The organism is Luteimonas sp. KH_071, from assembly GCF_057838005.1.
Genome location: NZ_CM174458.1, coordinates 1,667,793 through 1,682,383 on the forward strand (window position 1 = coordinate 1,667,793; position 14,591 = coordinate 1,682,383).

Below are 14,591 nucleotides of genomic sequence, written 5' to 3' on the forward strand. Positions count from 1 at the left end.
TGTATTCGGAGACACCATGGAATCGCTCGACCTGCGCAAGGCCGGACTGAAAGTCACCCATCCGCGGATGCGGATCCTGCAGTTGCTCGAGCAGCGCACGCCGCGCCAGCACCTGACGGCCGAGGACATCTACCGCCAGTTGCTCGAGCAGGGCGATGAGATCGGCCTGGCCACGGTGTACCGCGTTTTGACCCAGTTTGAGGCCGCCGGTCTCGTACTCAAGCACAACTTCGAGGGCGGGCACGCCGTTTATGAGCTCGATCGCGGCGGCCATCACGACCACATGGTCGACGTGGATACCGGCAAGATCATCGAGTTCGAAAGCGATGAGATCGAAGCCCTGCAGCGGCAGATCGCAGAACAGTACGGCTACATCCTCGAAGAACATTCGCTGGTGCTGTACGTCCGCAAGAAGCGCTGACGCGCCGCGAATCGGATCACGCGCCGCGCACGGTGCTTGGTGACAGACGGACGCGCGCATCGGCGCGTCCTGTATCCGGATTCCAGATCGACTGCAGGCGCAGAAGGCCGTCTAGCGGCCCATTCCCTCAGACCATGCCCTGCAGCAGTTTGCGGGCGGCAGCGCGCGCCTCCTTGCTGACGTCGACACCGCCGAGCATGCGCGCGAGTTCCTCGGTGCGCTCGCCGGTATCGAGCAGGCTGACCTGGCTCTCGGTCGCACCGTCGGCGCTGGACTTGTGCACGCGGTAATGCGTGTGGCCCTTCGAGGCCACCTGCGGCAGATGGGTCACGCACAGCACCTGCCTGCTTTCGCCCAGTGCGCGCAGCTTGCGGCCGACGATATCGGCGACCGCGCCGCCGATGCCGGAATCCACTTCGTCGAACACCATCGTCGGCACCGCGTCGTGGCCAAGCGCAGCGACTTCGATCGCCAGCGAGATGCGGGACAGCTCGCCGCCCGAGGCCACCTTGCGGAGCGCACGCGGCGGTTGCCCGGCGTTGGCCGACACCATGAATTCCACGCGCTCCGCGCCCTGTGGATCGGGCCGCGAGGTCTCGACCGGTTCGATCGCCACCTCGAACACGCCGCCGCCCATGCCGAGCTCGTGGATCAGCGCGGTGGTCGCCTTCGACAGCGCCTTGGCCGCCTTGCGGCGTGCCGCGCCGAGACGATCGGCGGCGGTGCGCCAGCGGCCCATCGCGGCTTCGATCTCGCCGTCGAGCTGCTTGAGGCGTTCCCCGGCGCCGTCGAGCTGGTCGAGCTCGCCTGCGAGGCGCGTCTGCACATCGACGAGTTCTTCCGGCGTCACGCGATGCTTGCGCGCGAGTTCGTGGAGCCGGCCGAGGCGCTGTTCCAGTGTTTCGAGTTGTTCGGGATCAATATCCAGATCGTCGCGGACCTGCCCAAGCAGCAGTGTGGCTTCGTCGAGCTGGATCGCGGCGGCGTCGAGCATCGCGTCCACCTCGCCCAGCCGCGGCTCATGCGCGCGCATCCGCGCCAGCTCGTGGCGCAGCGTCTGCAGCGCCTGCGGCAGTCCGAGATCGTCGTCGCCGCGCATACGCTCGAGCGCGGTGTCGCAGGTCTGGATCAGGCCGGCGGCGTTCGCGTGCCGGCGATGGCTCGCGAACAGATCGGCCACCGCGTCGGCGGCGAGCGCTTCGCCATCGAGCTCGTCGAGCTGGTGGCGCAGCCAGTCGCGGCGCTCGGCGACGTCGCCGATGCCGACCAGCGCGTCGCGTTCCTCGTGCAGTGCGCGCCAGGCCTGCGCGGTCGCGCGGACTTCGGCCAGCAGCGCGCCGTTGCCGGCCTGCGCATCGAGCAGCGCGAGCTGGCTGCCGCGGGCGAGTAGGGCCTGGTGCTCGTGCTGTCCGTGGATCTCGACCAGATGCCCGGCCAGTTCACCGAGCTGGGTGATCGTCGCCGGCCGGCCGTTGATCCAGGCGCGCGAGCCGCCATCGGCGCGCAAGGTGCGTCGCAGCTGGCAGGTGTCACCGTCGTCGAGTTCGTGTTCGCGCAGCCAGCGCAGTCCTGGCGCGGCATCGTCGAGGGCGAATTCGGCATGCAGTTCGGCGCGCTCTGCACCATGTCGCACGATACCGCTGTCGGCGCGCTGGCCCGACAGGAAGCCCAGCGCATCGACCAGCAGCGACTTGCCGGCGCCGGTTTCACCGGAAATGACGGTCAGGCCGGCGCCGAACTCCAGATCCGACTGGCTGGCGACGGCGAAATTGCGGATGGCGAGATGGGTCAGCATGGGTGCGGATTGTGCCTTGGCGCGCTGCGGGCGAGTAGATCGTCGTGTGGATCGGCGTGCGTGGATGCGCTGGATAACGTGCGTCCGTCTCACGGTTAGAGACACCGGCGCTTGCATCGCAGGTAGGCGCACCGTATACCGCCCGCATGTCATCCGATCCCCGCCATCCGCTCGATCCGCGCGCCAGGCACCTGCTGCGCACGTTGATCGCGAGGCATATCCAGGATGGGGGGCCGGTCGGATCGCAGACCCTGGCCCGGCATGCGGGCCTCGATGTCAGTGCCGCGACGATCCGCAACATCCTCTCCGACCTGGAGGAAGCCGGCCTGCTGGCCTCGCCGCACACCTCGGCCGGCCGCGTGCCGACGGCGCAGGGCTACCGCGTGTTCGTCGACTCGCTGCTGCAGGTCAAGCCGTTGCGCGCACAGGAAATGGAGCGGCTGCGCGGCGAGCTGGGCGGCGGCGGTCAGCAGTCGTTGCTGGGCAGCGCGTCGGAACTGATGTCGGCGATGACGCATTTCGTCGGCGTGGTGTCGGTGCCGCGGCGTGAACAGCTGGCGTTCCGGCATATCGACTTCGTGCCGCTGGACGGACAGCGGGTCATGGCGATCATCGTCTTCGCCGACCATGAAGTGCAGAACCGCATCATCCAGACACGGCGCAGCTTCGAGACCTCCGAACTGGAGCGCGTGGCCAACTATCTCAACCAGCAGTTCGCCGGTCGCCCGCTGGGCGACATCCGCGCGGCACTGGTCGAGGAACTGCGCCACGCCCGCGACGAGATGGAAGCCTTGCTCTCGCATACGATGGAACTCGCCGAGCAGGCGCTGGTGCCGGGCGACGACGACATGTTGCTGGCAGGGCAGAACCGTCTGATCGGTGTGCAGGACCTGTCGGATCTCGACCGACTGCGCGAACTTTTCGATGCGTTTTCCCGCAAGCGCGAGATCCTGCAGCTGCTCGAACGCACCATCCGGGCCCCGGGCGTGCGCATCTTTATCGGCGAGGAAACCGGGCTGGCGCCGCTGGAAGGCATGTCCCTGGTGACCGCGCCCTACGGCGCCGGTGGCCGCACGCTCGGGGTGCTGGGCGTGATCGGGCCGACGCGCATGGCCTACGAGCGGGTCATCCCGGTGGTGCAGGCGACGGCGAGCGTGCTGGGCGCAGCGCTCCATCCCGAGCCTTGAATCGCGGGGACGCGGCCCCATAGCTGGTGCCGTCGGCGGCCAGACGCCCGCCCCGGAACCGGACATGACCCAGCCCCAACACGATGCCCAGACCCCGAATCTCCCTGAAGACGAGGCCGCCGAGGTTTCGGTCGAGCAGCAGCTCGCCGAGCAGGTGGAACTTCTGAGCGCCGAGCTCGAGCAGCTTCGCGCGCAGGTCCTGCTGGAGCGCGCCGATCTCGAGAACCAGCGCAAGCGCCTGGCCCGCGAGGTCGAAAGCGCGCGCCGCTTCGCCAACGAGCGCCTGCTGTCCGCGCTGGTGCCGGTGTTCGATGCGCTGGAAGCGGGCCTCGCCAACGCGACCGACGCCGATCCGCTGCGCAGCGGCGTCGAACTGACCCTGCGCGAGCTGACCAAGGCGACCGAGTCGGCCGGTCTGACCACGCTGGCGCCGGCGCCGGGCGACCCCTTCAACCCCGAGCAGCACCAGGCGATGAGCATCGTCGAGGTGCCGGGCGTGCCGCCGGGCGCAGTGGCCCAGGTGTTCCAGAAGGGCTATCTGCTCAACGAGCGCCTGCTGCGCCCGGCCATGGTCGTCGTCGCCAAGGCTGACTGAACGCCACGGGCTCCGGCCCGATCGCGAATTCCGATACGTCACACCGCTTGAACGCTGTGTTGCGTGTCCCCAGATCACGGTCATCGACGGCACCGGCCGTCACCCAGACACAAATCTCTTAGAGGAAGCACCGCAATGGCAAAGATCATCGGCATCGACCTCGGCACGACGAACTCGTGCGTGGCGATCATGGACGGCGGCAAGGCCAAGGTCATCGAGAACAGCGAGGGCGATCGCACGACGCCGTCGGTCGTCGCCTACACCAAGGACGGCGAGGTGCTGGTCGGCGCGTCGGCCAAGCGCCAGGCTGTGACCAATCCGCACAACACCTTCTTCGCGGTGAAGCGCCTGATCGGCCGCAAGTTCACCGACGGCGAAGTCCAGAAGGACATCGGCCTGGTGCCGTACAAGATCCTCGAGCACGACAACGGCGACGCCTGGGTGTCCACCAGTGACGGCAAGCGCCTGTCCGCGCAGGAAGTCTCCGCGCGCATCCTCGAGAAGATGAAGAAGACCGCCGAGGATTACCTGGGCGAGAAGGTGACCGAAGCCGTGATCACGGTGCCGGCCTACTTCAATGACAGCCAGCGCCAGGCGACCAAGGACGCCGGCCGCATCGCCGGTCTCGACGTGAAGCGCATCATCAACGAGCCGACCGCGGCCGCGCTGGCCTACGGCCTCGACAAGTCCGGCGGCGACCGCAAGATCGCCGTGTACGACCTCGGCGGCGGTACGTTCGACGTGTCGATCATCGAGATCGCGGAAGTCGACGGCGAGAAGCAGTTCGAAGTGCTGGCCACCAACGGCGACACCTTCCTCGGCGGCGAAGACTTCGACGCCCGCGTCATCGATTACCTCGTCGACGAGTTCAACAAGGACCAGGGCATCGACCTGCGCAAGGATCCGCTGGCGCTGCAGCGCCTGAAGGATGCGGCCGAGCGCGCCAAGATCGAGCTGTCCAGCTCGCAGCAGACCGAGGTCAACCTGCCGTACGTGACTGCCGATGCCTCGGGTCCGAAGCACCTCAACATCAAGCTGACCCGCGCCAAGCTCGAGTCGCTGGTCGAGGAACTGGTGCGCAAGACGATCGAGCCGTGCCGCACCGCGCTCAACGACGCCGGCCTGCGCGCATCCGACATCAACGAGGTGATCCTCGTCGGTGGCCAGACCCGCATGCCCAAGGTGCAGGCGGCGGTCGCCGAGTTCTTCGGCAAGGAACCGCGCAAGGACGTGAACCCCGACGAGGCCGTGGCGATCGGCGCGGCGGTGCAGGGCGGCGTGCTGGCCGGTGACGTCAAGGACGTGCTGCTGCTCGACGTGACCCCGCTGAGCCTCGGCATCGAGACGCTGGGCGGCGTGTTTACCAAGATCATCGAGAAGAACACCACGATCCCGACCAAGGCCTCGCAGACGTTCTCCACCGCCGACGACAACCAGTCGGCCGTGACCGTGCACGTGCTGCAGGGCGAGCGCGAACAGGCCCGCTTCAACAAGTCGCTGGCCCGCTTCGACCTGACCGGCATCGACGCCGCGCCGCGCGGCATGCCGCAGGTCGAGGTGTCGTTCGACATCGACGCCAACGGCATCCTGCACGTGTCGGCCAAGGACAAGAAGACCAACAAGGAACAGAAGGTCGAGATCAAGGCCGGCTCGGGCCTGTCGGACGACGAGATCGCCCGGATGGTCGCCGACGCCGAAGCGCATCGCGAAGACGACAAGAAGTTCCAGGAGCTCGTCGGCGCGCGCAACCAGGCCGATGCGCTGGTGCACGCCACGCGCACCGCGATCAAGGACAACGGCGACAAGGTGCCGGGCGACGTGATCGGCAATGCGGAGTCGGCGATCGCCGAAGTCGAGACCGCGATGAAGGGCGACGACAAGGCGCAGATCGAAGCCAAGTCCAAGCACCTCGAGGAAGTCGCCCAGCAGCTGTTCGCAGCCGCCGGCGCGGCGGGCCAGGGCGACGCAGGTGCGGCTTCGGGCGATGCGCCGAAGTCCGACGACGTCGTCGATGCCGAGTTCACCGAGGTCAAGGACGACGAGAAGAAGTAAGTCGGTACCGCCGCGGCCCTGCCGCGGCGTTTCGGCCGGAACCCCGGCATCGCGTGCGCCTTCTGCGTCGCGGGGTCGGGCGACCGGTTTCCGTTTTTAACGAGACCGTCGCCACGACGGTCCCTGCGACCGGTTTTCCATGAGCAAACGCGATTACTACGAAGTGCTGGGCGTCACCCGCAGCGCGACCGAGGACGAACTGAAGAAGGCCTATCGCCGTTGCGCGATGAAGCACCACCCTGACCGCAACCCCGGCGACGCGAGTGCCGAGGCTGCGTTCAAGGAGTGCAAGGAGGCCTACGAGGTCCTGTCGGACGGCGGCAAGCGGCGCATGTACGACCAGCACGGGCATGCCGCGTTCGAACACGGCATGGGCGGCGGCAACGCCGGGCCGGGCTTCGGCGGTGGCGCCGACATGGGCGACATCTTCGGCGACATCTTCGGCAACATCTTCGGAGGTGGCGGTGGTCGCGGCGGTCCGCGTCGTGGCGCCGACATCGGCTACGTCATGGAGCTCGATCTCGAAGAGGCGGTCGGCGGCGTGGAGAAACGCGTCGAACTGCCGACGCTCGCTGGTTGCGATGATTGCGACGGCAGTGGTTCGGAAGACGGCAAGCGCGAAACCTGTTCGACCTGCGCCGGCCGCGGCCAGGTGCGCATGCAGCGCGGCATTTTCACGATGCAGCAGGCGTGCCCGCATTGCGGTGGCCAGGGCCAGATCATCGCCAACCCCTGCAAGACCTGCCACGGTGCGGGTCGCGTCGAGGAAGAGAAGGTGCTGTCGGTGAAGGTGCCTGCGGGCGTCGACACGGGTGACCGCATCCGTCTCGCCGGCGAAGGCGAGGCCGGTCCGTCCGGTTCGCCGCCGGGCGACCTGTATGTCGAAGTCCGGGTACGTCCGCATGCGATCTTCCAGCGTGACGGCGACGACCTGCATTGCGAAGTGCCGGTGCGGATCTCGCAGGCCGCGCTGGGCGACATCGTGCGCGTGCCCACGCTCGGCGGCGAAGCGGAGATCCGCGTGCCGGCCGAGACGCAGACCGGCAAGGTGTTCCGTCTGCGCGACAAGGGCGTCAAGTCGGTGCGCAGCCGCAGCCCGGGCGACCTGTACTGCAAGGTCGTCGTCGAGACGCCGGTCAATCTGACGAAGGAGCAGCGCGAGCTGCTGGCCCAGTTCGAGACCACCTTCACCGGTGAGAACGCGCACCGGCACTCGCCCAAGTCCAGCACGTTCATCGACGGCGTGAAGGGCTTCTGGGACCGCATGACCTCCTGAATCTCCGCGACCGTTCGACCGACACGCCCGGCCCAGTGCCGGGCGTCGTCGTGTGTGGGGTTGAATCCCGCTTGTAGAGGGTGGAGGCAGCGTTCGCGCGATGCCGCGCATCCGCCCCGGTGATCCACAGAAGGTGTGGATCAACTGTCCACAAAGCTGTGGATAAGCAGGTTAAGTGCGCGTTTGCACTGGGCCGATGCGCGCTGGTCATTGAGTCGCCACTGTGACGTCGGGCACGCGGGACCGGCCGGATGTCCGTTCTGCACGATGCCCGCCGTGGCGGGCTTTGTGCCGCATTGCTGCGGAAAAACGCTTGACGTCCGCCCTGGATGCGCCTAGCCGGCGCGCTGTCCACATGGGGTGTGGATGGACTGTGGGTCAAGGTGTGGATAAGCGTGTGGAACGGCGCCGTATAGGGGCGCGAAAATCGTGGTGATTTTCTGGTCAGGCGCGGGCCGAGGGGCCGTTTGCGTGCTTGACCTGCGCACGTGTCGGTGCAGTGGCGTGTCTCCTGGATGCTGGCGATCGCGTCGTCGATCCGGGTACTCCGCGAATGGGTGGCGCTGGCACTTCGAGCCGAATGACATCGGAGGCGGTCGGGAATCACTGCCGGGTGCAGGCCCTTCGAGGCGATTGACCCGCGCGCATCCGAGGCACCGCGACGCGGTTTTCCACAGCGCATGTGGATCGCCTGACGACGGAGTTGTGGACGAGCACCGCGCGCCGCGCTGCGATGGCCCTCGAAGCGAAAGGGGATTGTGTCGCCCCCTCCCCGCAGATGCGCGGAGTCGATGCCTGATCCGCGCACGCGTCACCGCATCGCGATGCCCGGGACCGGCATGCAGTCAGCACTCGAGCGGTCGCGGAGTGCAGTCGGGCTTGACCGACCCGCGACGACCGGCTAGCCCGCCGGTCATCCACAGCGCTTGTGGATCATTCGATGACAAGTCTGTGGGTAAGCGACGCGATGCGGCCTGCGAAGCGGCGCGCAAAACGCTGGTCATCTTTTGATCAGCGCGCCGAAGTCGCCTCGGTATGCCGCTTGACCCGCGCAGCGCGATCCGTATCCGCTGGGGCGCGCGCCAGGATCCGGGTCGACAGTGGTGCGGATGGAACACTCAGTCGCGTACGCGCCCGCCGTCGACGATGGGGGTCTGTCCGGTGACCACGCGCGGCCTGGGCCAGGCGAAGCCCAGCACCGCGTCCGCGTCTGCGAAGTCGGGCGGTGTGGTCACGCTGCGCAGTGGCGTGTTCGCGGCGATGTCGTCGAACACGGCCACCGGCGGCGCCAGCGTCGACGTTACGCAGCAGACCGTCGGAGCGCGCCTTGAGGGCGATGGCGTCCGCGCCGGAATCCTGCACGCGCCTCCTTTCCGTCGACGGACGCGCCGCTAGAATGCGGGCATGAACATCCTTCGCCCGCTTTGCGCCTCTTCCGTCGCCCCCCATTCCGCGTGTCGCATCCGTTCGATGGCGCTGCAGCCATGAGTGCTCGGCCGCGGATCCTCGTGCATGGCGCGTCCGGTCGAATGGGCCAGGCGCTGTTGCGGCTGGCGGCGGGGCGCGAGGATGTTCACATCGTTGCGGCGGTCTCGGGGCGTGCACCGAAGCAGCGAGTGATCGACGGCGTGCCGTACTTCGGTGCGTCGGAGCTCGGCGGTGCGCCCACCTTCGATGTCGCCATCGATTTCAGCCTGCCGGGCGGTTTCGATCCGCTGCTCGCGCTGTGCATCAAGCGCGGCGCGGGGCTGGTGTCGGGTACGACCGGCCTCGACGACATGCAGCGCGGCGCACTCGAGGCAGCCTCGGCGACGATTCCGGTGCTCTGGGCGTCGAACTTCAGTCTCGGCGTCGCAGTGCTGCAGGATCTCGTTGCACGCGCGGCGGCGGTGCTGCCGGGCTGGGACTGCGACATCGTCGAATCGCACCACACACGCAAGCTCGATGCGCCATCCGGCACCGCGCTGACGCTGGGCGAAGCCGCGGCCGGGCAGGGTGCGACACCGCATTACGCATCGATCCGCGCCGGCGACATCGTCGGCGAGCATCTGGTGCAGTTCACCAGCCATGGCGAGCGCATCGAACTGGTGCATCGGGCGACGAACCGCGACATCTTCGCCAGCGGCGCGCTGCACGTGGCGGCGCGCCTGGCCGGCCGATCGCCGCGTCGATACGCCATCGCAGACCTGTTGGGCGCTGCTGTCGCCTGATCCGAGCGGTGCATCGATGAACGCACCCGTCACATCGCTGGCGCGGGGCGGGGTGCATCGGTACAATTCCCGCTCGCCTGAACCCCAAACCTCCGGACCGGTTTCCACCGCTCTGGCGGTTTCCTGCAACCTGACGTAGGCGAAGACCTCGTGACAGATTCCGCAATCCTCGTCCTTGAAGACGGCACCGTATTCGAGGGCGTTTCCGTGGGCGCCCCCGGGCTTTCCGTCGGCGAAGTGGTGTTCAACACCGCGATGACCGGCTACCAGGAAGTGCTGAGCGATCCCTCGTACGCGCGCCAGCTGGTGACGCTGACCTATCCGCATATCGGCAACACCGGATGCACCGACCAGGACGACGAAGCGTCGAAGATCTGGTCCGCTGGCCTGATCGTGCGCAACGTGCCACGCCGCCCGAGCAGCTGGCGCAGCCAGGTGTCGCTGCCCGAATGGCTGCGCGCGCGCGGCATCGTCGCGATTTCCGAGATCGACACCCGCAAGCTGACGCGTCTGCTGCGCGACCGCGGGTCGATGAACGGTGCGGTGATGGCGGGCGAGGTGGATGTCGAACAGGCATTGGAGGCCGCGCGCAAGTTCCCGGGCCTCAAGGGCATGGATCTGGCGAAGGTGGTCAGTACGACCGAGCGCTATGGCTGGACCGATGGTCAGCTCGATCTCGACAGCAATGCCTTCGTTACCGCGCCTGCCAGGTTCAAGGTCGTGGCCTACGACTACGGCGTGAAGACCAACATCCTGCGCATGCTGGCCGAGCGCGGTTGCGAGTTGACGGTGGTGCCGGCGCAGACGCCTGTCGCCGATGTGCTCGCGCTCGAGCCCGACGGCGTATTCCTGTCCAACGGCCCCGGCGATCCGGAACCCTGCGATTACGCGATCGAGGCGATCCGGGTGTTGATCGAGAAGCAGATGCCGACCTTCGGCATCTGCCTCGGCCACCAGCTGCTGGCGCTCGCCGCCGGCGCGAAGACGCTGAAGATGCCGCACGGCCACCACGGTGCGAACCATCCGGTGCAGGACCTGGATTCGGGCAAGGTGCTGATCACCTCGCAGAATCACGGCTTCGCCGTCGACGAGGCCTCGCTGCCGGCCAACGTGCGCGTGACGCATCGTTCGCTGTTCGATGGCACCAACCAGGGTATCGAGCTCACCGACGCGCCTGCCTTCAGCTTCCAGGGCCACCCGGAAGCCTCGCCCGGTCCCCACGATGTCGCGCCGCTGTTCGATCGGTTCGTCGCGTCCATGCAGCACAACAAGAACGCCGGGAGCCGCTGACATGCCGAAGCGCACTGATATCCAGACCATCCTCATCATCGGCGCCGGCCCGATCGTCATCGGCCAGGCCTGCGAGTTCGACTACTCCGGCGCGCAGGCATGCAAGGCGCTGCGTGACGAGGGCTATCGCGTGGTGCTGGTCAACAGCAATCCCGCGACGATCATGACCGACCCGGACATGGCCGACGCGGTCTACATCGAGCCGATCAACTGGCAGACGGTCGAGAAGATCATCGCTAAGGAAAAGCCCGACGCGCTGCTGCCGACGATGGGCGGCCAGACCGCGCTCAACTGCGCGCTCGATCTCGCCGATCACGGCGTGCTCGAGAAGTACAACGTCGAGCTGATCGGCGCCAAGCGCGAAGCGATCCGCATGGCCGAAGACCGCGAACTGTTCCGCGTGGCGATGGGCGAGATCGATCTCGAATGCCCGCGCGCCGAAGTGGCGCACACGCTCGAGGAAGCGATCGACATCCAGACGCGCGTCGGCTATCCGACGATCATCCGCCCGAGCTTTACCCTCGGCGGTTCGGGCGGCGGCATCGCCTACAACCGCGAAGAGCTGGTCGACATCGTGACCCGCGGTCTCGAGCTGTCGCCGACGACCGAAGTGCTGGTCGAGGAATCGGTGCTGGGCTGGAAGGAATTCGAGATGGAAGTGGTCCGCGACACCGCGGATAACTGCATCATCGTCTGCTCGATCGAGAACCTCGATCCGATGGGTGTACATACCGGTGACTCGATCACCGTCGCGCCGGCGCAGACGCTGACCGACAAGGAATACCAGCGCCTGCGCAATGCATCGGTCGCGGTGCTGCGCAAGATCGGCGTCGACACCGGCGGCTCGAACGTGCAGTTCGGCATCAATCCGAAGGACGGCCGCGTGGTCGTCATCGAGATGAATCCGCGCGTGTCGCGCTCCTCCGCGCTGGCATCGAAGGCGACCGGTTTCCCGATCGCCAAGGTCGCGGCCAAGCTCGCGGTCGGCTACACGCTCGACGAACTCAAGAACGAGATCACCGGCGGCAAGACGCCGGCTTCTTTCGAGCCGGCGATCGACTACGTGGTCACCAAGATTCCGCGCTTCGCATTCGAGAAGTTCCCGCAGGCCGATGCGCGCCTGACCACGCAGATGAAGTCGGTCGGCGAGGTCATGGCGATGGGTCGCACGTTCCAGGAATCGATGCAGAAGGCGCTGCGCGGCCTGGAAACCGGCAAGGTCGGCTTCGACCCCACCGGTCTGGACCTGACCGACGAAGACGATATGGCGACCCTGCGCCGCGAAGTGCGTGAGCCGGGCCCCGAACGTCTGTTCTATCTGGCCGATGCGTTCCGCGCCGGCCTCTCGGTCGAGGACGTCTACGCGCTGTCGTATGTCGATCACTGGTTCCTCGACCAGATCGAAGAACTGATCACGACCGAGGCGGAAGTCGCCGCTGCCGGCATCGATGCGCTCGACAAGGCCCGCGTGCGTGCGCTCAAGCGCATGGGCTTCTCGGATGCGCGTTTGTCGCAGCTGCTGGGCACCGACGAGCAGGCGATCCGTGCACTGCGCCGTGCATTCGGTGTGCGTCCGGTCTACAAGCGTGTGGACTCCTGCGCGGCCGAATTCTCGACCGACACCGCGTACCTGTACTCGACCTACGAGGACGAGTGCGAGGCGCAGCCGACGGGCCGCGACAAGATCATGATCCTCGGCGGCGGTCCCAACCGCATCGGCCAGGGCATCGAGTTCGATTACTGCTGCGTGCACGCCGCGCTCGCGCTGCGCGACGACGGCTACGAGACCATCATGGTCAACTGCAACCCGGAAACCGTGTCCACCGATTACGACACCTCCGACCGTCTGTACTTCGAGCCGCTGACGCTCGAGGACGTGCTGGAGATCGTCGAGGTCGAAAAGCCCAAGGGCGTGATTGTGCAGTACGGCGGCCAGACCCCACTCAAGCTCGCACGTGCGCTCGAAGCCAACGGCGTGCCGATCATCGGCACCTCGCCGGACTCGATCGATCTGGCCGAAGACCGCGAGCGCTTCCAGAAGCTGGTCGACGAGCTGGGCCTCAAGCAGCCGCCGAACCGCACTGCGCGCAACCCTGAGGAAGCGCTGGTGCTGGCGCGCGAGATCGGCTATCCGCTGGTCGTGCGTCCGAGCTACGTGCTCGGCGGCCGTGCGATGGAAGTGGTGCATGCCGACAACGACCTCGCGCGCTACATGCGCGACGCGGTCAAGGTGTCGAACGATTCGCCGGTGCTGCTCGACCGCTTCCTCGACAACGCGGTCGAGGTCGACATCGACGTGATCGCCGACAAGGACGGCAACGTGCTGATCGGCGGCGTCATGGAACACATCGAGGAAGCCGGCGTGCATTCGGGCGATTCGTCCTGCTCGCTGCCGCCGTATTCGCTGTCGGCGGATGTGCAGGCACGCCTGCGTGAGCAGGTCGTCGCATTGGCGCGCAAGCTCAAAGTGATCGGCCTGATGAACACCCAGTTCGCGGTGCAGACCGACGACGACGGCGTGGATACGATCTTCCTGCTGGAAGTGAACCCGCGTGCCTCGCGCACGGTGCCATTCGTGTCCAAGGCGATCGGCATTCCGTTGGCCAAGATCGCGGCGCGCTGCATGGCCGGCAAGACGCTGGCCGAGCAGGGCGCGACCAGCGAAATCGTGCCCGAGTACTACTCGGTCAAGGAAGCGATCTTCCCGTTCGCCAAGTTCCAGGGCGTCGATCCGATCCTCGGGCCGGAGATGCGCTCCACCGGTGAGGTCATGGGTGTCGGCGAGAGTTTCGGCGCAGCATTCGCGCGTGCGCAGGAGGCGGCGAGCATCAAGACGCCGCCGACCAGCGGCAAGGTGTTCGTGTCCGTGCGCGATCCCGACAAGAAGCGCGTGCTGCCCGTCGCCCGCGACATCATCGCGCGCGGCTACACCATCGTCGCCACCGCCGGCACGTCCAAATGGCTGCGCGAGCACGACATCGCGTGCGAACAGATCAACAAGGTCGTCGAAGGCCGACCGCATGTCGTCGATCTGATCAAGAACGGCGAGATCGCGTACATCGTCAACACGACCGAGGGCAAGCAGGCGATCGCCGACTCGTTCTCGATCCGTCGCGAAGCCCTGCAGCACCGGGTGACGTACTCGACCACCGTTGCCGGTGCCAAGGCCCTGCTGCATTCTCTGGAATTCCGCGGCACCGGCCCGGTCTGGGCATTGCAGGAACTGCACGCGCGGCTCAAGGGCAGCGCGGCAGCCACCACCACACACTGACGGAGGCACGCCCATGCGCGCACCCATGACCATGCGCGGCGCCCAGCGCCTGCGCGAAGAGCTCGAAGAACTGAAGTCGGTCAAGCGTCCGGCGGTGATCGAGGCGATCTCCGAAGCGCGTGCACACGGCGATCTCAAGGAGAACGCCGAGTACCACGCCGCGCGCGAGCAGCAGAGCTTCATCGAAGGCCGTATCAAGCAGCTCGAAGGTGAGCTGTCGCATGCCGACCTGATCGACGTCGCCAAGCTCAATGCCGGCGACAAGGTGGTGTTCGGCGCGACGGTCGTCATCGCCGATACCGAGACCGACGAAGAGAAGCGCTACCAGATCGTTGGCGACCTCGAAGCGGACATCAAGAAAGGTCTGATCGCGATCTCATCGCCCGTGGCCCGCGCGATGATCGGCAAGCACGAGGGCGACAGCGTCAGCATCGACGCGCCCGGCGGCTCGCGCGAGTACGACATCATCAGCGTCGAGTACCTCGGCTGAGCCG

General features: G+C 66.9%; 11 protein-coding genes. 9 read left to right on the top strand and 2 right to left on the bottom strand.

Annotation, left to right across the window (positions count from 1 at the left end; genetic code table 11):
- Positions 1 to 16 precede the first annotated feature (16 nt).
- Positions 17 to 421: a ferric iron uptake transcriptional regulator gene (gene fur, locus AC3IRM_RS07910; RefSeq protein ID WP_489205648.1), complete on the top strand. Its 405-nt coding sequence runs from the start codon at positions 17 to 19 to the stop codon at positions 419 to 421.
- A gap of 127 nt (positions 422 to 548) precedes the next feature.
- On the opposite strand, the gene recN is transcribed toward fur, so the two are convergent.
- A complete protein-coding gene (gene recN / locus AC3IRM_RS07915; protein ID WP_489205649.1) occupies positions 549 to 2,216 on the bottom strand; it encodes a DNA repair protein RecN in 1,668 nt (555 codons plus the stop codon).
- A 146-nt stretch (positions 2,217 to 2,362) separates the two neighbouring features.
- Between recN and hrcA the strand changes: the two genes are divergently transcribed.
- The 4 genes from hrcA to dnaJ all read left to right on the top strand — a co-directional run bounded on the left by hrcA (position 2,363) and on the right by dnaJ (position 7,326).
- Complete coding sequence (gene hrcA, locus AC3IRM_RS07920) at positions 2,363 to 3,403, top strand: heat-inducible transcriptional repressor HrcA (RefSeq protein WP_489205650.1); 1,041 nt, start codon at positions 2,363 to 2,365, stop codon at positions 3,401 to 3,403.
- Positions 3,404 to 3,467: 64 nt separating this feature from the next.
- Positions 3,468 to 3,998 carry a nucleotide exchange factor GrpE gene (gene grpE / locus AC3IRM_RS07925; protein ID WP_489205651.1) on the top strand — a complete coding sequence of 177 codons (531 nt, stop codon included), beginning with the start codon at positions 3,468 to 3,470 and terminating at the stop codon, positions 3,996 to 3,998.
- A gap of 135 nt (positions 3,999 to 4,133) precedes the next feature.
- Positions 4,134 to 6,050, top strand: a complete 1,917-nt coding sequence (gene dnaK, locus AC3IRM_RS07930) for a molecular chaperone DnaK (RefSeq protein WP_489205652.1) — start codon at positions 4,134 to 4,136, stop codon at positions 6,048 to 6,050.
- Between the two features lie 139 nt (positions 6,051 to 6,189).
- Positions 6,190 to 7,326 carry a molecular chaperone DnaJ gene (gene dnaJ, locus AC3IRM_RS07935; protein ID WP_489205653.1) on the top strand — a complete coding sequence of 379 codons (1,137 nt, stop codon included), beginning with the start codon at positions 6,190 to 6,192 and terminating at the stop codon, positions 7,324 to 7,326.
- A gap of 1,118 nt (positions 7,327 to 8,444) precedes the next feature.
- Here dnaJ and AC3IRM_RS07940 read toward each other — a convergent pair.
- On the bottom strand, positions 8,445 to 8,606 hold the full coding sequence (locus AC3IRM_RS07940; protein WP_489205654.1) for a hypothetical protein: 162 nt from the start codon (positions 8,604 to 8,606) through the stop codon (positions 8,445 to 8,447).
- A gap of 204 nt (positions 8,607 to 8,810) precedes the next feature.
- Here AC3IRM_RS07940 and dapB point away from each other — a divergent pair, with 204 nt between their 5' ends.
- From dapB to greA, 4 genes are all read left to right on the top strand, one after another.
- A complete protein-coding gene (dapB, locus tag AC3IRM_RS07945) occupies positions 8,811 to 9,536 on the top strand; it encodes a 4-hydroxy-tetrahydrodipicolinate reductase (protein WP_489205655.1) in 726 nt (241 codons plus the stop codon).
- A gap of 150 nt (positions 9,537 to 9,686) precedes the next feature.
- Entirely contained in the window at positions 9,687 to 10,826 is a 1,140-nt protein-coding gene (gene carA, locus AC3IRM_RS07950) for a glutamine-hydrolyzing carbamoyl-phosphate synthase small subunit (RefSeq protein ID WP_489205656.1), read from the top strand.
- Position 10,827: 1 nt separating this feature from the next.
- Entirely contained in the window at positions 10,828 to 14,097 is a 3,270-nt protein-coding gene (gene carB / locus AC3IRM_RS07955) for a carbamoyl-phosphate synthase large subunit (protein WP_489205657.1), read from the top strand.
- Between the two features lie 25 nt (positions 14,098 to 14,122).
- Positions 14,123 to 14,587 (top strand): transcription elongation factor GreA, encoded by a 465-nt coding sequence (greA, locus tag AC3IRM_RS07960; protein ID WP_310233895.1) that lies wholly within the window; start codon positions 14,123 to 14,125, stop codon positions 14,585 to 14,587.
- Positions 14,588 to 14,591: the final 4 nt, after the last annotated feature.

Excerpts from the sequence above, each read along its gene's own strand:
- dnaK (WP_489205652.1), top strand. The coding sequence starts at position 4,134 with ATGGCAAAGATCATCGGCATCGACCTCGGCACGACGAACTCGTGCGTG.
- carB (WP_489205657.1), top strand. The coding sequence starts at position 10,828 with ATGCCGAAGCGCACTGATATCCAGACCATCCTCATCATCGGCGCCGGC.
- fur (WP_489205648.1), top strand. The coding sequence starts at position 17 with ATGGAATCGCTCGACCTGCGCAAGGCCGGACTGAAAGTCACCCATCCG.
- hrcA (WP_489205650.1), top strand. The coding sequence starts at position 2,363 with ATGTCATCCGATCCCCGCCATCCGCTCGATCCGCGCGCCAGGCACCTG.
- dnaJ (WP_489205653.1), top strand. The coding sequence starts at position 6,190 with ATGAGCAAACGCGATTACTACGAAGTGCTGGGCGTCACCCGCAGCGCG.
- greA (WP_310233895.1), top strand. The coding sequence starts at position 14,123 with ATGACCATGCGCGGCGCCCAGCGCCTGCGCGAAGAGCTCGAAGAACTG.
- recN (WP_489205649.1), bottom strand. The coding sequence starts at position 2,216 with ATGCTGACCCATCTCGCCATCCGCAATTTCGCCGTCGCCAGCCAGTCG.
- grpE (WP_489205651.1), top strand. The coding sequence starts at position 3,468 with ATGACCCAGCCCCAACACGATGCCCAGACCCCGAATCTCCCTGAAGAC.
- dapB (WP_489205655.1), top strand. The coding sequence starts at position 8,811 with ATGAGTGCTCGGCCGCGGATCCTCGTGCATGGCGCGTCCGGTCGAATG.